The following is a 17,657-nucleotide window of genomic DNA, read 5'->3' as shown; positions in this document are numbered from 1 at the left end:
TATCGTCGATCATGTGGTAGCCGGCGTCGATGGCGCCGTACCAGCCATTGGGTTCTGCCGATGCGGCGCCAGCTGCGAACAGCCCGGCTGCGGCGACAGAGGCGAGAAGTTTAAGCTTCATAGCTTCCTCACTGTGTGAATTGCGCGAAGCTGCGCACTGGCACAGCGTTCCCGAGCCGAACGGCGTGGCTGGCGCGCGGTTCCGCTCCGGGATTAGGATTGTGTCGACTGTGGCGCCGTTTCAACACATTGGGCGCCTGCAAAAGGAGACGATTATGGCGATGCGGTTTGATGGACAGGTGGCGATAGTGACGGGCGCCGGGGGCGGGCTGGGGCGCGAACACGCTCTGGCTCTGGCGGCGCGGGGGGCCAAGGTGGTGGTCAACGACCTGGGCGGGGCGCGCGACGGTTCAGGCGGGTCGGCGACGGCGGCGGAAGCGGTCGTGGCGGAAATCGAGGCGGCCGGCGGCGAGGCCATCGCCAATGTGGCCTCGGTGACGGACTATGCCGCAGTCCAGGCCATGGTCGATCAGGCCATGGCGAAATGGGGCCGGATCGACATCCTGGTGAACAACGCCGGCGTGCTACGCGACAAGACCTTCGCCAAGATGGAGATCGAGGACTTCCGCTTCGTCGTCGACGTCCACCTGATGGGGGCGGTCAACTGCACCAAGGCGGTGTGGGAGATCATGCGCGGGCAGAACTACGGCCGGATCGTGATGACGACTTCGTCCTCGGGTCTGTACGGCAACTTCGGCCAGTCGAACTATGGCGCGGCCAAGATGGCGCTGGTCGGTCTGATGCAGACCTTGTCGATCGAGGGGGCCAAGAACGACATCCGCGTCAACTGCCTGGCGCCCACCGCCCACACCCGCATGACCGAGGATCTGGGCGCCGCCCTGCCGCTGGAGGCGCTGGCCCCGGCTCTGGTCACGCCCGGCCTGCTTTACCTGGTCAGCCAGGATGCGCCGAGCCGCACCATCCTTGCCGCCGGCGCCGGCGGGTTCGAGCGCGTCTATGTCACCCTGACGCAAGGCGACTTCGTCACCGGCGACGATGCGCCCGAACAGGTCGCCGCCCGCTTCGACGCCATTTCGGACCGCGCCGGCGAGATCGTGCCGGACATGGGCGCCGCCCAAGGCATGATCGAACTGACCAAGGCCCAGAAGGCCCACGGCGGTTGACAACAAGGCGCCTTGCGTTGACGCGGCGTGAGGCGCCTAACTTCGCTTCAGAGGAAACCGGCCTCAAGCAGCGCGAAGCGCGGTAGGCCAAACAAGAATGGGCTCAAGTAGCCCAAAGGGCGATAGCCCAGGAGGAAAGCTCATGCGCGAAGCCGTCATCGTCTCCACTGCCCGTACGCCCATCGGGCGCGCCTATCGCGGCGCCTTCAACGACACCCAGGCGCAGCAACTCGGCGCCCATGCGGTCAAGCACGCGGTCCAGCGCGCCGGCGTCGATCCGGCCGAGATCGAGGATGTCATCATGGGCGCGGCCCTGCAGCAGGGTTCGACCGGCACCAACGTCGCGCGCCAGATCGCGCTCGCCGCCGGCCTGCCCTCTTCCGTTCCGGGCATGAGCCTGGATCGTCAGTGCGCGTCGGGCCTGATGGGCATCGCCACGGCGGCGAAACAGGTCGTCTTCGATCAGCAGAAGATGGCGGTCGGCGGCGGGCTGGAAAGCATCTCCCTGGTGCAGAACCAGAATATGAACCTGTACCGGATGAAGGATGAGGCGCTGCTGAAGCTGTCGCCCCACATCTATATGTCGATGCTGGAGACGGCCGAGGTGGTGTCGCGCCGCTACGGCATCAGCCGCGACCGCCAGGACGAATATGCGCTGAAATCACAGCAGCGCACGGCCGCCGCCCAGGACGCCGGCCGCTTCGACGCCGAGATCGTGCCCATGACCACCACCATGCTGGTCATGGACAAGGCCACCGGCCAGACCTCATTGAAAGAGGTCACCCTGTCCAAGGACGAGGGCAACCGTCCCGACACGACGCTGGAAGGGCTGAAGGCGCTGAAGCCGGTCTTCGGCGGCGGAGAGGATATCCAGACGGGCGAGTTCATCACCGCCGGCAACGCCTCGCAACTGTCGGATGGCGCCTCGGCCTGCGTCGTCATGGAGGCAGGCGAGGCGGTGAAGCGTAATCTGCAACCGCTCGGCGCCTATCGCGGCATGGCCGTCGCCGGCTGCGAGCCGGACGAAATGGGCATCGGCCCGGTCTATGCCGTGCCCAAACTGCTGAAGCGCCACGGCCTGACGATGGACGACATCGGCATCTGGGAACTGAACGAGGCCTTCGCGGCTCAGGTTCTGTATTGCCAAGACACGCTGGGCATTCCCGACGACCGCCTGAACGTCTCGGGCGGCGCCATCTCCATCGGCCACCCCTACGGCATGTCCGGCGCCCGCATGACCGGCCATGTCCTGATTGAAGGCAAGCGCCGCGGCGCCAAATACGGCGTCGTCACCATGTGCATCGGCGGCGGCATGGGCGCGGCCGGGCTGTTCGAGATTTACTGACTGTCGTCTCCTCCCTGTCGCGCAGCGATGGGGAGGTGGCGCGGCGCTCCTTTAGCGCCGCGACGGAGGGGTTCTGCGACGCCTACAGGAGACAGTGGGACTTCAGGAGCCCCTCCTCCACTTCGCGGTCCCCCTCCCCACAGGTGGGGAGGAGACGCGTCAGACCCGCTCGCTGATCTTGATCGCCGCCTTGCAGCCCACCTTGATCACGCCGGACAGCAGACGGTAGGCCGGCGCTTCGCGGCTGCCGTGTTCGATGGCGTGGTCGTGGTGGGCCAGTTCCTCGTCGCGGAACTGTTTCAGCTCGGCGGCCAGGGCCGGGTCGCGGTCGCCGATCTCGGCGATCTGGTCGGCATAGTGTTTCTCGATCACGCGCTCGACCGCCTCGGTGCAGGCGTGCGCCGCCTTTTCACCCATCAGGGCCGTGCCGGCGCCCAGGGCCGAGGCGGCGATGCGCCACAGGGGCGTCATGACCGTGGGCCGCACCCGCCGCTCGTTCAGCAGCCGCTCGAAGCGCGCCAAGTGGACCGCCTCCTGGTCCTGCATCTCCGACAGGTCATGGGCGATGCCGTCACGCCCCTTGCGCCCTTCGAACACCGCCTTCTGGGCGCGATAGATCAGGACGGCCGCATATTCCCCGGCGTGATCAACGCGCAGGATCTCGTCCATCCGCGCCTTGTCGGCGCCTTGGCCAGGACGAGGGAGAGGAATGGAATGGCTCATCGCATCAGGCCTTTTCGATCCGGGGCGCGCGGGCGTCCTTGGGACGTTTCGCCGCCAACAGGCTGAACACCGCAAGCGCCGAGGCGATGATCGCGTTCCATCCTGCCATCGACAGACCCAGCCAGCTCCAGGCCACATCGCCGCAGCCGATCACCTTGGTCACCGGCCCCGTGCCCATGGCGAGCGCCGTCAGGCTGTCCATATCGACCGAACCGCCGACGGACGAACAGGTCGCAGGCAGCGCCCACCATTTGTATTCGCCGCCCATGTGGAAAATGGCCGTGATGGCGCCTGTGGCGAACACAGCCGCCAGCAGGAAGGCCGCGATGCGCGGCGTGCCCCGGCGTCCGCCGCTGAACAGGGTCCAGCCCGTGGCCAGCACCGCGACGACCACCGCGCCCCAATAGACCTCGCGCTGCTTCAGACACAGGTTGCAGGGCGCAAGGCCTCCGAACCGTTCGAACGCATGGGCCGCGCCCAGCATGGCCAGCGACGCCGCCAGGGCGAAGGCGGTCCACCAACGGGTCAGAAGGCGATAGACATCGATCATCTTGAAACGGTCTTACCCCGCCCCGAACGCGGCGTCGACTTACAGAAGCTTCAGGACGACGATCAACGCGACCAGCGCGACCAGGCCGATCACGCTCCACATCGCCAGCCGCTTTTCCACCTGCGCCAGCATGGCCGGCCCCCAGCGCTTCAGGATCCACGCTTCCAGGAAGAACCGCCCGCCCCGCGTCACGACCGACGCGGCCATGAAGACCGGAAAGCTGAACGCCGCCAGACCCGAAGCGATGGTCACCAGCTTGTAGGGGATGGGTGTCAGCCCCTTGATCAGTATGACCCACAGGCCCCACTGATCGAACCAGGCGCGGAACTGCTCCAGCCCGTCCGAATGGCCCAGCACCCGCATGATCGCCAGACCCAGATCGGTCAGGAAATAGCCGATCGCATAACCGAGAATCCCGCCCAGCACCGACGCCACGGTGCAGACGGCGGCGTAGAAATACGCCTTCTGCGGCCGCGCCAGGATCATGGGCGCCAGCATGACGTCGGGCGGGATTGGAAAGAACGAACTCTCGGCGAAGGAGACGACCGCCAGGGCCTTAGTCGCATGGCGGCTGCGCGCCAGGTCGAAGACGCGGTCATAGAGTTTGCGCAGCATGGCGATCCTTAAGGCGGCACGGCGCGTTAGCACCCCTGCGGCGTTGCGTCATCCTCGGCCGTCACGTCCACCTGCTAGAGCGCCTGAATGACGACCCCCGCCTCTTCCCCGTCCACGGTCCAGCAGGACGACGTCAGCCATAACGTCACCCGACTGCTGCGGCGGCTGGCCGACGACGGCGGCGACGCAGGCCTGACCCTGCATGAGATCCGCGACCGGCTGGACGAGCGCGCCTACGGCCTGTTGATCCTGCTGCTCTCCATCCCTTGTCTGGTGCCGGGCCTTTACGGCGTGCCGCAGGTGGTCGGGCTGATCGTCATCCTGCTGGCCGGCCAGATGCTGGTCGGGCGTGAGGAGCCGTGGCTGCCGCGCTGGTTTCTGCACCTGCGGTGCAAAGGATCTTGGCTGAAGGCCATGGCCGATTTCGCCGAGACCAAACTGGGCTGGATCGACCGGCTGTCGCGCCCCCGCCTGCGCCGCTTCGCCGATGGGCCGGGCGAAAAGCTGGCCGCCGTCTTCATGATCCTGGCGACCGTGACAATCGTTATGCCCCTGACCAACACCATCCCGTCCATCGCCCTGGCCTTGCTGTCGGTCGGCCTGATCCAGCGCGACGGCCTGTTCGTCCTCGCCGGCTGCGCCGTCACCACCGTCTGGCTGACCATCCTGGGCGCGCTCGGGACCGGCCTTCTGATGGGCGCCGAATGGGCCACGCGCTGGCTGCCGGGCTGACACAACCGTAAGGTATCGGTCGTCAAATCGTCTCAGTTGTTTTAGTCAGTATGCTCACGCTTGGTGGTGGGAGCCCGAAGACTTGACCTCGAATCTGATCGGCCTCGTCGCCGCACTCGGCCTCGCTTTCGCGGCCGCCGCCCCCGCCTCGGCTCAACAGGCCGCCACGATCGAGGCGCGCACCGCGCCGGGCGGCGTTCTGGTGATCTGGAAGCTGGCCCGGCCGACCACCGAGGTCGCCTTCCTGGATCAGAACATCGTCCGCACGCTCTGGACGGTAAAGACCCCCGGCCTGTCCCTTTCGGACGGCGTCGTGAAGTCCGACCAGCCGTTCGACGCCTTCGAAATTCTGATCGCGCCTGACGCGGCCGAGGTGGACCGCGTCTATATCGGCCTGGTGCGGGTGGGGTCGGGCCAGAGCCTTTACGGACCCGCGCTGGCGTTGAAGGACATGGACGCCGAACTGACCGTCAAGGTGCCCCAAGGTGAAACCGTCACGCCTCAATCCAACGCGATCAAGAGCTACGTCTATGTCGGGCCGACGTCGGCCGTGACGCAGGATGACGGCGGCGTCGTCGTCGTCGGGGAAACCGTTCCCGCATCGCTGCGCACCGCGATGATCGACGGCTTTCTGGCGGCCCAAGGATTCTATGGCGCTCGTCTCGACCGCGACCTGCCCTATATGCCGACCCTGATCGTCACCACCGACAGCCCAGGCCCGACGACATATCGGGGCGATGTGACCGACAATGGCGTCATCTCCCTGCGCTTTCATGGCTCGGACTGGTCCGCGCCCCCGCCCGATGTGACCGAACAGCTGTCCACCTTCGTCTGGCACGAGACGTTGCACATGTGGAACAGCCATGCGGTGACGACCAAGGACGGCGTCAGAGCGCCTTGGCTGCATGAGGGCGGCGCCGAATACGGCGCATTGATCGCCGCCCTGTCCACGGGAACGATCGACGAGGCCCAGTTGAAGACCTCGTTGGCGCGAAGGCTGAACGGTTGTCGCGCCGCCCTTGGCGACCGCCCTAACGCCGAACAGCGCCTGCGCACCGGAAACGCCATCTACAACTGCGGCGTCGTCGTGCAGTGGATCGCGGACCTGGAGAGCCGCCGCGCCTCCGACGGCCGCGCGGACATTTTCGACATCTGGAAGGCCATGCTCCTGTCCGGTCGCGCGGGAGACGGCTATGGCGTGGCGGACTTCCGCAGCCGCCTGACGCAAGACACCGCCGTCGCCGTCCTGCTGGACGATTCGGGCTCGGACCGCTGGGCCGGCGTTCAGGCACGCCTTGCCGCGCTGGGCGTCACCTTGGTCAATTCGCCCAGTCCGCGTGACCTTCGCCAGGCCGCTCTGTTCCACATGGTGGATCAGAACTGCGGCGGCGAGGGCGGCTTTTCCATAGACAACGGCCGGATCAAGCTGGACTCCGGCGACCGATGCGGCGCCCTGTCCGGCGATCACGTCGTCATCGCGATCGAAGATCTGGACCCGATGTCGAACGGTCAGGGCGTCTTCCAGGCCGTCCAGGCCCGTTGCGCCGAAAACCTGCCTATCCGTTACACACTGGCGGACGGCAAGACGGTCGAGGCCCTCTGCAAGGCCCCGCTTCGGGCCCCCGATCTTTGGGCCGTGGATGCGATGCCGGACCTCAGGGCGCGACGCACCTGACGGGCAAGCGCCGCCCTAGATGTCCAAGATTTAACGGGCGCCAAGCCGGTATCCAGTGAAAGGTGCAATGGTCGACCGGCGGTCGATCATTCCCGACCTTTTTTTCATTAAGTGTCATGGCCCTGCCTCTTCGTGTCTTCCATACCCTGACCGCTGCGGTTGGCTTTGGCGCCCTGCTGGTCGCGGCCCTGCCAGCAGCCGCGCAGGACTACCGCCAGTCTTTCCATCCCGATCAGCTGAAGGGACCGCCCGCCGGCGCGCTGAACGAGGTTTTGGTGCTGGGCACGCCGCACCTGTCGAACATGGGCGACGGCTTCAAGGTCGAAAGTCTGTCGCCGCTGCTGGATCGGTTGGCGGCGTGGAAGCCGACCGCCATCGCGACGGAGGACCTGTCCGGCCTGCAATGCGACAGTCTGCGTCGCTATCCGTCGCGCTATGCCGAGACGGTCGAGACCTATTGCTGGGATCCCGCCCCCGCCGCCCTGGCGAGCGGCCTTGACGTACCCGCCGCCAACGCCGAGGCCGAGCGACTGCTGGCCGCATGGCCCGCCAACCCAACGGCCGCCCAGCGGCGTCATCTGGCGGCGGTCTTCCTGGCGGCCGGCGAGCGCGGATCGGCCTTGGTCCAGTGGCTTCGCCTGCCCGCCCAGGACCGCATCGCCGGGGACGGCCTGAACGACGCCTTGGTCGGCGTGCTGAACCAGATCGAGGAACAGGCCAACGAGACCTTCCTGATCTCCGCCCCCCTGGCCGCGCGCCTGGGACTGGAGCGGCTGTGGAGCGTCGACGACCACTCCGCCGATTCGCCCGACCCTGCCGACCCCGGGGAGAAGAAGGCATCCCAGGACGCCATCATGGCCGCCTGGGACAATCCCGCCAGCACGGCCCGTCGGGCGGAAGACGAACGTCTGAGCGCCGCCCTGAATCAGCCGGACGGCCTTCTTCAGATGTACCGCGCCTACAATGCGCCGACCGTCCCGGCCATGGCCTATCAGTCCGATTTCGGCGCAAATCTGGTCGAGCCGTCGCCGCAGGCCTTCGGCCGCCGCTACCTCGGCTTCTGGGAGACCCGCAACCTGCGCATGGTCGCCAATATGCGCGATGTCCTGGGCCTCTATCCAGGCACGCGGATGCTGACCATCGTCGGCGCCTCGCACAAGGGCTACTACGAGGCCTATCTGGACCAGATGCACGACGTCCGGCTGGTCGATCCCGAGCCCGTTCTGCGCTGAGCGGAACGCGCTGGGGGCCGCCCCTCATCACGACCCCGTGGCTTCGTCTTGGCTCCGTCGTCTTCTGTGACTAGGTTCCGCGCCAATCGGCGGCCGGACCGCCCTCAAGATCACGCGGGAGACGCGCCATGAACGACATGACCCAGGCCCAAGATCAGGCCACGGCGGAACAGATCGACCTCGAAAACCCCCTCGGCGTCGACGGTTTCGAGTTCGTCGAATTCACCGGCCCCGAGCCCGAGGCGATGATTTCGCGCCTGGAGCTGATGGGCTTCACCCAGACGCACGTGAACCCCAAGACCGACGTGGTGCGCCTGAAGCAGGGCGATATCAGCTTCCTGGTGCAACGCTCGCCCAAGGGTCAGGCCGCCGACTTCGCCAAGGATCACGGCCCGTCCGCCAACGGCATGGCTTTCCGCACCACCGACGCCAAGGCCGCCTATGAGGGCGCGCTGGCTCGCGGCGCCGTCGCCGCGACGGACGCCGCCGGCGGGGCTTTGGGCGACAACTATCCCTACATCCTGCAAGGCATCGGCGGATCGCTGCTGTATGTCATCGATCAGTACGGCGACTCCGGCTCGCTCTATGACGCGTGGGACGAGATCGAGGGCTGGGAAGAGGCCGAGCGCAAGAACTCGATGGGCCTGGAGATCCTGGACCACCTGACCCACAACGTTCGTCGCGGCCAGATGCGCACCTGGTCGGGCTTCTACAACTCGATCTTCAACTTCGAAGAGCAGAAGTATTTCGACATCAAGGGCAAGGCGACGGGCCTGTTCTCCCAGGCCATGATCGCGCCCGACCGCGCCATCCGCATCCCGCTGAACGAAAGCCAGGACGAAAACTCCCAGATCGAGGAGTTCATCCGTCGCTACAACGGCGAAGGCATCCAGCACATCGCCCTGACGACCGAGAACATCTTCGAGACGGTCGAGGCGATGAAGGAACGCGGCGTCGCCTTCCAGGACACCATCGAGACCTATTTCGAACTGATCGACAAACGCCTGCCCAACCATGGCGAGGACGTGGAGCGGATGCGCAAGAACCGCATCCTGATCGACGGTTCGGACGAGGAAGGCCTGCTGCTGCAGATCTTCACCCAGGACACCTTCGGCCCGATCTTCTTCGAGATCATCCAGCGCAAGGGCAACGAAGGCTTCGGCAACGGCAACTTCCAGGCCCTGTTCGACTCCATCGAGCTGGACCAGATCCGTCGCGGCGTCATCAAGGTCGACGCCTGAATGACGATGCGGCCGCCGACCTGGCTGCCCTGGCTCGGCCCGGTCCTCGCGGCCGGCGCCGGTGCTTTGGCCGGCGAATACTGGCTGGGCGGCGGCTTCTGGATGGTCCTGATCGCCGCCCTCCTCTGCGGCTTCGCGCCCATCGTCGGCTATCAGGTGTGGAAGCGGCTGCACCATAGGGGGTGAGGGCGGCCGATTGGCTTTTGCTAGATGCCCGATTTTTAGGAAGTTGAATCTGCACATGATGTCGCTTGACTGACACGAAGCGAACGAGGCTGAAATTGGGTCAGGACGCCGCTCTATTCTCGCGCTAAGGTCGCACAATGCGCACCTTTGCCGTTCTGCTTGCGATCTGTTTCAGCGCCAGCCCAGCAATAGCTCAAATTGGCTCATCGGCTCCGAACGATCCCGTGCTCGGCGCTCGGCTTGTCGAGGGTGTCGCCACGGCGGATCAGCTCTGGCTTAGAAACGAAGCCGGAGCGGTGGTCGTTTTCGATCGGGCCGACGCCAACCGGCGCATTATTGTCGAAGAAGGCGCTGCGGATTTGCTGCGCGACGCTGGGCGAACCCTTGTTCTTCAGTCAGATGGCGGAACTCCAAGACGTTTTTCTGTCCAAGAACCAGAAACAGGCCGATCCTTAACACCGCCGCTCCAGGCCGACGCTCTCGGTTTTCTGCGTGAAGGCTTAGACTGGATCGTCATTACGAAAGACGCCCTCTACCGCAGCGATGGCGGTGAGTGGCGCCGCCAGCCGTTCGAAGGCTTCGGGCGCCACTTCGGCGTCATGACTTTGGCCTCTACGCCTGACGGGTCGATATATATTGGTTTCAATCAAGGCGAATGGGGCGGCGGACTTTGGCGGATTGCTCCAGGCTCCTCAAGGTTGGTTGAAATCCGCAAGGTCGATGATGATCCCTGTCACGGTCCACTTGCGTCTGAATGTGATCCGGTCACAGGTTTGGCGCCAGACGTTGATCATGCCGGATGTCTACTGGCCTCGATTGGTCTATCCCACATGCTGTCACACGGCCGCGTCATGCGTGTCTGCGGCGATGAAGCAACCTTAGTCTTCAGCCGAGAACTGGATGCTCTTCCTGGATCGATCGAAGCATTCTCACACAGCACATGGCCCCTATTTGGTCTCGCGGCGACCCCGCGCGGCTGGGTTGCTGTCACACAAGATAAGTTGTTTGTTTCGGATGGCGGCGAGGTGAAAATCCTGGAGATGCCCGATGTCGAGTCGCTCGCTGGCATTCAAACTGTGCAATTTGAAAACATTTTAGTTGTTCCAACAGACATCAATTGGGGCATGTCTCTGAGCGGCTACACGCCTATGCTTATTGCCGTCACTGACTAGACGCGCTTAATGATCCCCGTGTCCGTTTGACTACAGAATGGTTTGGGTGGCGAAAACAAGGTTAGGACAACGACTTCGAACTCAGCGGTTTTTTTGCTGTGATCATTCTGATGTCGGCCTTCTCCTGAATCGCGGCTACATCTCAGGCCGTAGACGCGTCTTGCTAGCCATCAACTATCTAACATTTAGACCTTCCGAGCTTATTAGACCAATCGACCTGACACGCCCAACGGCGGCGTTACACTGCGACCGACCGGCGTCATTGGGGAAAGTGCACCGATTGCACTCGTTTTTTGGCCCGGAGGAGGTTCATGATGCGTATCGCCTGTTCGGGACTAATTGCACTCTTTGCACTGTGTTTTTCCTCGGCGTACGCCGAGGACGCCGCGCCGCAATGGTCGCTGGCGATCCACGGCGGGGCCGGCGTGATCGAGCGGGCCAGCCTGACGCCCGAGCAGGACGCAGCCTATCGCGCGGCGCTGAAAGGCGCGCTGGACGCCGGTTCGGCCGTGCTGACCAGCGGCGGCACCGCGCTGGATGCGGTCCAGGCCGCCGTTCAGGTCATGGAGGATGATCCCCTGTTCAACTCCGGGCGCGGGGCGGTCTTCACCGCCGCCGGCCGTAACGAGTTGGACACCGCCGTCATGGACGGATCGGACCTGACCGCCGGTTCCGTCGCCGGCCTGACCACCACGCGTCACCCCGTCGCCGCCGCTCGCGCAGTGATGGAGCGATCGCCCCACGTCATGCTGATCGGCCCCGGCGCCGACGCCTTCGCCGCCTCGGTCGGGCTGGAGCAGGTCGATCCGGCCTTCTTCTTCACCGAGCGCCGCTGGCAGGGGCTGGTCAAGGCCCTGACCGAGGCCGGACAGCCCGTCCCCGAACGCCCCGCCGGCGCGCCCGCCTCCCCCACGGCCCCAGGCGCTCAAGCCGAAATCGCCCCGCCCCTGAACGAGAAGAAGTTCGGTACGGTCGGCGCCGTGGCGCTGGACAGCCAGGGCCGTCTCGCCGCCGCCACCTCGACCGGCGGCATGACCGCCAAACGCTGGGGCCGGGTCGGCGACGTGCCGATCATCGGCGCCGGCACCTATGCCTCCAACGCCGACGGCTGCGCGGTGTCCGCCACCGGCGACGGCGAATATTTCATCCGCGCCACCGTCGCCCGCGACATCTGCGCGCGGATTGCAGCAGGGGCGGCGACGCAGGCCGCCGGTCAGGCGGAGATCGCTGACGCCGAAAGGCTGGGCGGCAAGGGCGGCGTCATCGTCATGCGACTGGATGGCCGCCCCGCCTTCGCCATGTCCACCTCGGGCATGTATCGCGGCGCGGTCTCCTCGACCGACCCCGCCCGCGTCGCCATCTACGCCGACGAACCCTGAGCGCCCGTTCAGACCAATTAGACGAATTAGACTCTCTTTTTTTCCCAGACCGAGACCCATGCCTGCATCCGATGACGAACTGACCGTGATGGCCAACGAGGAGCTGGACGCCGCCTGCGCCATGCCCTTCGTCGAGGTCAGGAAGATCACCCCCTGGGGCGACAGCTATGAGGGTTTCGCCCCATCCGGCCGCACGGTCGAGGTCGAGCGCCGCTACCTGTGGGCCGTCGAGCCCGAGGGCGGCGTCATCGTCGAGGTCGAGGTCCGCGACCGCGCCGCCCGCACCGGCGCCGAAGCCCGCGCCCTGCTGACGGCCGCCGACTGATTCCGCCGTTCCCAACATCGCAAATCCGGTCTAGGCCTTGGTCATGAAACTCGCCTCGCTCAAGCACGGCCGCGACGGCCGCCTCGTTGTCGTCTCCCAGGACCTGAACTGGTTCACCGACGCCTTCCTGATCGCCCCGACGCTGCAGGCGGCGCTGGATGACTGGGACCGCTGCGGTCCTCGCCTCGAGGCCTTGGCCGAAAGCCTGGAGCATGAGGCCGTGCCGCGCGGCCGTTTCCATGAGCGCGACGCCGCCTCCCCCCTGCCCCGCGCCTATCAGTGGGCGGACGGCTCGGCCTATGTGAACCACGTCGAACTGGTGCGTAAGGCGCGCGGCGCCGAAATGCCCGAGAGCTTCTGGACCGACCCGCTGATGTATCAGGGCGGCTCGGACAGCTTCCTGTCGCCGCGCGATCCGATTCCGCTGGCCGACGAGGCCTGGGGCTGCGACCTGGAGGCCGAGATCGTGGTCGTCGTCGGCGACGTGCCGCAGGGCGCGACGCGCGAACAGGCGCTCGACGCCATTCGCCTGGTCGGCCTGGTCAACGACGTGAGCCTGCGCAACCTGATCCCCGCCGAACTGGCCAAGGGATTCGGCTTCGTCCAGTCCAAGCCCGCCAGCGCCCTGTCGCCCGTTCTGGTCACGCCCGAGACGCTGGGCGACCGATGGAGGGACGGTAAGCTGCACGGCGCCCTGAACGTTCAGCTGAATGGCCAAGACTTCGGCAAGGCCGACGCCGGCGTCGACATGACCTTCGACTTCGGAACCCTGATCGCCCACCTGGCCAAGACCCGGTCGCTGGGCGCCGGGACCATCATTGGTTCGGGCACGGTGTCGAACAAGGACGCCGACGGCGGCCCCGGCAAGCCGGTCTCGGAAGGCGGCCTGGGCTACTCGTGCATCGCCGAGGTCCGCACGGTCGAGACGATCCTGCGCGGCGCGGCCGAGACGCCCTTCCTGAAACACGGCGACACGGTGCGGATCGAGATGCTGGACGCGCGTCATCATTCGATCTTCGGCGCCATCGAACAGACGGTCGCGCCGCTATCCAGCGCGGATTGACGCCGCTAGTGTGCTGACAGCGGTCTCGGGGGAGGCCGCATCCGGTCTTTGGGGAGAGACGACGTGCCGCCTGAAAAACTGATCCCACTGCTCATGATCCCGATCATGCTGGTGGTCGTGCTGCTGAAGAACCGCAGGAAGCGTGTGCTGAAGCCGCACCTGCTGTGGGTTATGCCGGCCATCGTCCTGCCGTTGATCGGCCTGGGCATCTGGGGGTCGGCGCAGAACCCGAACATGGCCCCTGCGCCGTTCGGCCCCGACGCCTGGGCGGTTCTGGCCATCGGCGGGATCCTGGGCGGCGTCGCCGGTTGGTATCGCGGCAAGACCGTCACCATCGAAAAGGAGCCGGACGGCTCCCTGATGGCCCAGGCCTCGCCTCTGGGGCTGATCCTGCTGGTCGTGCTGTTCGCCGGCCGGTCGTTGCTGCGCGACCTGATCGAAAGCCATGCCGCCGCCTGGCATCTGAACGCCCTGGCCGTCACCGACGCCTTCCTGGTCTTCGCCATGGGACTGATCGTGATGCAGCGCGTCGAAATGTACATCCGCGCCCGCCGCATCCAGTCCGGCGGCACGGACAGCCATGTGGAGGTCGCGGCCTAACGCTTCGGGCTGGACGCGGCCTTCGCCTCTGTGGCATGAGGCGGTCCTTCCGCTGCGGGCGTGGTGGAATTGGTAGACGCGCTGGACTCAAAATCCAGTTCCGAAAGGAGTGCCGGTTCGACCCCGGCCGCCCGCACCACTGTTCGTCGGGTCAGCCCAGCTGCCGGTGGAAGAACGCCGTCACGTCAGCCAGCACCGTCGCCTTCTTGCGGAACAGGGGCGAGAAGGTCGCGATCAGGTCGGCGTGGTCCAGGCCGGGATAAAGCTTGGCTTGCGACCGACCGCCCGCCGCGCGCATCCGCTCATCCAGAATGACCGTGTCCTCGTCGTGGACCACCGTGTCGGCCGTGCCGTGGCCCAGCCAGATCGGCGGGGCGTCACGACGCACGAAGGTCACGGGCTGGGTCAGGGTCGGGTCCGGCGCACGGCCGAAGGCGTTCTGCGACGCCGCCACGTCGAACGGCAGGAAGTCGTAAGGGCCCGCGAGACCTGCGGCCGCCTTGATCAGATCGGGCCGGCCGACGGCGGCCATATAGCGTCGGTCCAAGGCGATCATCATCGCCAGATGCGCGCCCGCCGAATGGCCCAGCACGCCAAGCCGCGCGGGATCGCCGCCGTATTGACCGACCACCTCGGCCGCCTTGGCCGTGGCGGCGGCGGCGTCCTCGATGAAGGCTGGGAAGACGACCTGAGGCACGATCCGGTAGTCCGGCAGGGCGACCACGAAGCCGCGCGCAGCCAGGGCTTGCGCCGCCCAGCCATACTGGCTGCGTGAGCCCGAATCCCAGCCGCCGCCATAGAAGAAGACCAGCGTCGGATAGGGGCCAGGCGCGGTCGGCGCATAGAGATCCATCTGCTGGCGCGGATCGTCGCCATAGGGAATGTCGCGCGCGACGCGTCGCACGCCGCCGTCCCTCGGTCCCAAGGTGTTCAGCAGGCTGAGCGGCGAGCAGGCGGCGGCGAGAAGCCCAAGGGCAGGCGCGAACAGTCCACGGCGGGTCATGCAAAAGGCTCCATCACCCACAATACGCTCGGATCGCCGGATCGGTCGTCGTCATCAACGATCAGCGGGCATTGGCGATCAGCCGGCCGCAGTCGGCGTCTTCGGCCAGCCCAGGATCGACGAAGGCAAACAGGGCCGTCACCGGTGCCACGACCGCGCCCAACAGGCCCGCCAGACCGCCCTGCGACACGACCGAACCGACATCGACCCCGACCTTGGGCGCGGTCAGGGGGCCCGAGACGGTGATCGGCGCCCAAAGTCGCAACAGCCGCGGCTTCTTGGATTCGCCCTCGATCCGCAGGTTCATCGTCTCGGCGCCCAGGTTGATGCTGCCCTTGCCCTGGGCCAGCACCACATCGGTGTCGATGACGAAGGTGCGGGCCGTCGCCGTGCCGCCGCTGACATTGAAGTCGGCGACGGCGCAGCGGATCTGGCTTTCGGACTGGTCTCCGCTCAGCAGCTTCAGCAGCCCGGCGCTGGCGTTGATGCCCAGCAGTTCGGCGAAGGCCGCCCGCATCTTGCCGTTCGGCACGACCAGGCTGAGCGAGCCTTTCGACGCGGCGGCGAAATCATGGATGGAGGCGCCCGGTCCCTCCAGCTTCGCCCGGCCCAGCGCCCTGCCGGTGACGGGCGCCGAGCCGTTGCGGGCCGGGATGATGGACTCCAGCGGATAGCCGGCCAAACGCAGATCGACCGTGCTGTAGGGGGTGTCCTTGGTCGCATCGATCCGTGCCGTGCCGTTCAGTGCGCCGCGATTGAAGTCGAAGCTGATCGGATCCAGCTTCAGGATGCCGTCCTTCAGGTCGGCGCCCAGGTTCACCTGACGCACGTCGAAGGCGTTCGCCTTCACCGATCCGGCCCGATAGGACAGGGTACCGTCCATGGTCTGCAGCCGCTCGGTCTGCAGCTTGGCGTCCGGCAGCAGCTTGCCGCCGACCAAGACCGGCGCCTCGGTGTCGGTGCCCGCCGCATTGGTCCGGGTCCGCGCGCCCAGGACAGCGGCCAGGTCGTCGATGTTCAGACGACGCGAGGTCAGGTCGGCGTCGACGCGCAGACGCTGGCCCGACTGGACCTTGACCTCGCCCGACAGATCGGACGCGCCGACACGTCCGTCGAAATCCTTAAAGGTCCAAATCCGCCGATCGCGGTTCAGCGCGCCCGACAGCCGGTAGGGCGGCGTATTGGGCAGGGCGACGCCGGTCAGCAGATAGAGGTCCGACATATTGCGTCCTTGGATCGTCATGGTCGCGTCGAACCGCCCCAGATCGAACGGTCGGGTGATCGCCCCCTTGGCGACCAGGGACGAGTCCGCCCCGGTCACATCGGCCTCGAACCGATAGGGACGGTCGCGCCGTATGTTGATGAAGGGGCCGCCCTCGATCCTGACGGTCATGGGCGCGCCGCGCACATCGCCGCGCCCGTCCAGCACGAAACCGGCCTGGCCGCTGGACGCCTCACGCGCATTGACCGCCGCCTCCAGCGTCAGTCCGCGCCGCTGTTCCTCGAAGGTCAGCTGCCCGTCCTTGATGACCAGTTGCTGGATGACCGGCAGGTTCAGCCCTTCGCCATTGTCAGGTTTGTTGGGATTCAACTGCCAGCTCTTGCGGCCGTCCTTGGTGGAGATCAGCACGACCCGGGGCCGGGTGAAGCTCAGCAGCGGCATCTCCACCTGACCGGCCAGCAGCTTTCGAAGCCGCACCGAGGCCTGGACCTCATCGACGTCGGCCGTGTCGCGATCGCGCGCCCAGTCGGGGCCGCCGATCTTCAGCCCCCGCACCACGGCGGACGGCGTCCAGCTGAACAGATTGACGTCCAGGTCGCCGGTCAGGGCGATTTCGCGATCGTATTTGACCGAGGCCCAGCGGCCGATGGGCCCGCGCAGCATGTTCCAATCGAACAGGGCCAGGAAAAGAACGATGGCCGCCACGACGACCAGCACCACGCCCGCCGCCCATTGTTCCGCCGCCCCCGGTCGTCGAGCCGCCGCATAGACGGGATCGTTGTCGCGCACCCAGTCGCGCCAGGCGCGCAAACGCGCCCCGGCCGGAGCCCACGCCCGCTGGTTCAGGTCGGCCCGAAAAGTGCGCCAATTCCGTGGGTTCGACAATCGCTCGTCTCCGTCAGCCACAGGAAACGCACCAGCTACGGTTTGGCGCCGCCGGGTCAGCTTGTCGTCGATCTGACGCGAAGTTGTCGCATAACCTTTACAAACTCCAGGATCGGCGCATAAATTCGTCAGAGTCCTGATCTTAATTCAGGCCGTGGAGGACTGCCGATGACCCGTTTCCTGACCCCGGCCCTGATCGCTACAGCTTTGGCGGTCGCAACGACGCCGGCGCTGGCCCAAAGTCCGCGCCCCGCCGAGCGCGCGGCCGTGCTGCAAACTGTCTGGGTGTGCGGAACCGATGTGGCCTCACGCACGGCCTATCAACGCGACCATGGCGCGACGCCGAGCTTCGTCACGGCTCAACAGGCCGTCTCCGCCTATCAGTCGGGCCAGCGCTGGGTCGCGCCGCGCTGCATGACGGCGCATCAGTATGACCGCCTGGCCGGCGCGCCGATCCAGCGCACCGCGCTCTGACCCCGACCAAACGCGCATGAAGAAGGGGCGCGGTCGTCGGACCGCGCGCCT

Annotated in this window: 18 protein-coding genes and 1 tRNA gene; 14 read left to right on the top strand and 5 right to left on the bottom strand. The window is 66.2% G+C overall.

Going from position 1 to position 17,657, the window contains the following annotated elements; all coding sequences use genetic code 11:
- The first annotated feature begins 275 nt into the window (after positions 1-275).
- Together RT123_RS05745 and RT123_RS05740 are read left to right on the top strand one after the other, a co-directional pair.
- The gene (locus tag RT123_RS05745; RefSeq protein ID WP_313008301.1) at positions 276-1,184 is read left to right on the top strand and encodes an SDR family NAD(P)-dependent oxidoreductase; all 909 of its coding nucleotides are present in this window, start codon (positions 276-278) and stop codon (positions 1,182-1,184) included.
- Positions 1,185-1,326: 142 nt separating this feature from the next.
- On the top strand, positions 1,327-2,529 hold the full coding sequence (locus RT123_RS05740; RefSeq protein WP_313008299.1) for an acetyl-CoA C-acyltransferase: 1,203 nt from the start codon (positions 1,327-1,329) through the stop codon (positions 2,527-2,529).
- 159 nt (positions 2,530-2,688) lie between these two features.
- Here the strand turns inward: RT123_RS05740 and RT123_RS05735 are convergent, their stop codons facing one another.
- The 3 genes from RT123_RS05735 to RT123_RS05725 are packed head-to-tail and all read right to left on the bottom strand — an operon-like array spanning position 2,689 to position 4,417.
- A complete protein-coding gene (locus RT123_RS05735) occupies positions 2,689-3,252 on the bottom strand; it encodes a demethoxyubiquinone hydroxylase family protein (protein ID WP_313008298.1) in 564 nt (187 codons plus the stop codon).
- A gap of 4 nt (positions 3,253-3,256) precedes the next feature.
- On the bottom strand, positions 3,257-3,802 hold the full coding sequence (locus RT123_RS05730) for a disulfide bond formation protein B (protein ID WP_039246047.1): 546 nt from the start codon (positions 3,800-3,802) through the stop codon (positions 3,257-3,259).
- Between the two features lie 39 nt (positions 3,803-3,841).
- Positions 3,842-4,417 (bottom strand): YqaA family protein, encoded by a 576-nt coding sequence (locus RT123_RS05725; protein WP_174087181.1) that lies wholly within the window; start codon positions 4,415-4,417, stop codon positions 3,842-3,844.
- Positions 4,418-4,504: 87 nt separating this feature from the next.
- On the opposite strand from RT123_RS05725, the gene RT123_RS05720 reads away from it, so the two are divergent.
- From RT123_RS05720 to RT123_RS05670, 11 genes are all read left to right on the top strand, one after another.
- Entirely contained in the window at positions 4,505-5,149 is a 645-nt protein-coding gene (locus RT123_RS05720) for an exopolysaccharide biosynthesis protein (protein ID WP_055807823.1), read from the top strand.
- Positions 5,150-5,231: 82 nt separating this feature from the next.
- On the top strand, positions 5,232-6,824 hold the full coding sequence (locus tag RT123_RS05715) for a hypothetical protein (protein WP_313008296.1): 1,593 nt from the start codon (positions 5,232-5,234) through the stop codon (positions 6,822-6,824).
- Between the two features lie 116 nt (positions 6,825-6,940).
- Positions 6,941-8,056 carry a DUF5694 domain-containing protein gene (locus tag RT123_RS05710; protein WP_313008295.1) on the top strand — a complete coding sequence of 372 codons (1,116 nt, stop codon included), beginning with the start codon at positions 6,941-6,943 and terminating at the stop codon, positions 8,054-8,056.
- Between the two features lie 128 nt (positions 8,057-8,184).
- Positions 8,185-9,297: a 4-hydroxyphenylpyruvate dioxygenase gene (gene hppD, locus RT123_RS05705; RefSeq protein ID WP_313008293.1), complete on the top strand. Its 1,113-nt coding sequence runs from the start codon at positions 8,185-8,187 to the stop codon at positions 9,295-9,297.
- Positions 9,298-9,483 carry a hypothetical protein gene (locus RT123_RS05700; protein WP_045810597.1) on the top strand — a complete coding sequence of 62 codons (186 nt, stop codon included), beginning with the start codon at positions 9,298-9,300 and terminating at the stop codon, positions 9,481-9,483.
- A 137-nt stretch (positions 9,484-9,620) separates the two neighbouring features.
- Entirely contained in the window at positions 9,621-10,655 is a 1,035-nt protein-coding gene (locus RT123_RS05695; RefSeq protein WP_313008292.1) for a hypothetical protein, read from the top strand.
- 311 nt (positions 10,656-10,966) lie between these two features.
- Positions 10,967-12,034, top strand: coding sequence for an isoaspartyl peptidase/L-asparaginase (locus RT123_RS05690; protein ID WP_313008290.1), 1,068 nt, complete (start codon positions 10,967-10,969; stop codon positions 12,032-12,034).
- Positions 12,035-12,092: 58 nt separating this feature from the next.
- Positions 12,093-12,359: a hypothetical protein gene (locus tag RT123_RS05685; RefSeq protein ID WP_017506239.1), complete on the top strand. Its 267-nt coding sequence runs from the start codon at positions 12,093-12,095 to the stop codon at positions 12,357-12,359.
- Between the two features lie 43 nt (positions 12,360-12,402).
- Entirely contained in the window at positions 12,403-13,422 is a 1,020-nt protein-coding gene (locus tag RT123_RS05680) for a fumarylacetoacetate hydrolase family protein (RefSeq protein ID WP_313008289.1), read from the top strand.
- A 63-nt stretch (positions 13,423-13,485) separates the two neighbouring features.
- A complete protein-coding gene (locus RT123_RS05675; RefSeq protein ID WP_313008288.1) occupies positions 13,486-14,022 on the top strand; it encodes a CcdC protein domain-containing protein in 537 nt (178 codons plus the stop codon).
- 54 nt (positions 14,023-14,076) lie between these two features.
- A tRNA-Leu gene (locus RT123_RS05670) sits at positions 14,077-14,161 on the top strand.
- Between the two features lie 12 nt (positions 14,162-14,173).
- On the opposite strand, the gene RT123_RS05665 is transcribed toward RT123_RS05670, so the two are convergent.
- Positions 14,174-15,025 carry an alpha/beta hydrolase gene (locus RT123_RS05665; protein ID WP_313008287.1) on the bottom strand — a complete coding sequence of 284 codons (852 nt, stop codon included), beginning with the start codon at positions 15,023-15,025 and terminating at the stop codon, positions 14,174-14,176.
- A 61-nt stretch (positions 15,026-15,086) separates the two neighbouring features.
- A complete protein-coding gene (locus tag RT123_RS05660) occupies positions 15,087-17,132 on the bottom strand; it encodes an AsmA family protein (RefSeq protein WP_313008286.1) in 2,046 nt (681 codons plus the stop codon).
- Positions 17,133-17,300: 168 nt separating this feature from the next.
- Here RT123_RS05660 and RT123_RS05655 point away from each other — a divergent pair, with 168 nt between their 5' ends.
- The gene (locus RT123_RS05655; RefSeq protein WP_313008285.1) at positions 17,301-17,606 is read left to right on the top strand and encodes a hypothetical protein; all 306 of its coding nucleotides are present in this window, start codon (positions 17,301-17,303) and stop codon (positions 17,604-17,606) included.
- Positions 17,607-17,657: the final 51 nt, after the last annotated feature.

It is taken from the genome of Brevundimonas vesicularis, assembly GCF_032067225.1.
In the GTDB taxonomy this organism is placed as follows: Bacteria; Pseudomonadota; Alphaproteobacteria; order Caulobacterales; family Caulobacteraceae; genus Brevundimonas; species Brevundimonas vesicularis_F.
This window is presented reverse-complemented; position numbering and strand designations above follow the sequence as displayed.

What these genes read in the sequence shown, in the direction of transcription:
- RT123_RS05745 (WP_313008301.1), top strand. Translation starts at nt 276, where the DNA reads ATGGCGATGCGGTTTGATGGACAGGTGGCGATAGTGACGGGCGCCGGG.
- RT123_RS05740 (WP_313008299.1), top strand. Translation starts at nt 1,327, where the DNA reads ATGCGCGAAGCCGTCATCGTCTCCACTGCCCGTACGCCCATCGGGCGC.
- RT123_RS05735 (WP_313008298.1), bottom strand. Translation starts at nt 3,252, where the DNA reads ATGAGCCATTCCATTCCTCTCCCTCGTCCTGGCCAAGGCGCCGACAAG.
- RT123_RS05730 (WP_039246047.1), bottom strand. Translation starts at nt 3,802, where the DNA reads ATGATCGATGTCTATCGCCTTCTGACCCGTTGGTGGACCGCCTTCGCC.
- RT123_RS05725 (WP_174087181.1), bottom strand. Translation starts at nt 4,417, where the DNA reads ATGCTGCGCAAACTCTATGACCGCGTCTTCGACCTGGCGCGCAGCCGC.
- RT123_RS05720 (WP_055807823.1), top strand. Translation starts at nt 4,505, where the DNA reads ATGACGACCCCCGCCTCTTCCCCGTCCACGGTCCAGCAGGACGACGTC.
- RT123_RS05710 (WP_313008295.1), top strand. Translation starts at nt 6,941, where the DNA reads ATGGCCCTGCCTCTTCGTGTCTTCCATACCCTGACCGCTGCGGTTGGC.
- hppD (WP_313008293.1), top strand. Translation starts at nt 8,185, where the DNA reads ATGAACGACATGACCCAGGCCCAAGATCAGGCCACGGCGGAACAGATC.
- RT123_RS05700 (WP_045810597.1), top strand. Translation starts at nt 9,298, where the DNA reads ATGACGATGCGGCCGCCGACCTGGCTGCCCTGGCTCGGCCCGGTCCTC.
- RT123_RS05695 (WP_313008292.1), top strand. Translation starts at nt 9,621, where the DNA reads ATGCGCACCTTTGCCGTTCTGCTTGCGATCTGTTTCAGCGCCAGCCCA.
- RT123_RS05690 (WP_313008290.1), top strand. Translation starts at nt 10,967, where the DNA reads ATGATGCGTATCGCCTGTTCGGGACTAATTGCACTCTTTGCACTGTGT.
- RT123_RS05685 (WP_017506239.1), top strand. Translation starts at nt 12,093, where the DNA reads ATGCCTGCATCCGATGACGAACTGACCGTGATGGCCAACGAGGAGCTG.
- RT123_RS05680 (WP_313008289.1), top strand. Translation starts at nt 12,403, where the DNA reads ATGAAACTCGCCTCGCTCAAGCACGGCCGCGACGGCCGCCTCGTTGTC.
- RT123_RS05665 (WP_313008287.1), bottom strand. Translation starts at nt 15,025, where the DNA reads ATGACCCGCCGTGGACTGTTCGCGCCTGCCCTTGGGCTTCTCGCCGCC.
- RT123_RS05655 (WP_313008285.1), top strand. Translation starts at nt 17,301, where the DNA reads ATGACCCGTTTCCTGACCCCGGCCCTGATCGCTACAGCTTTGGCGGTC.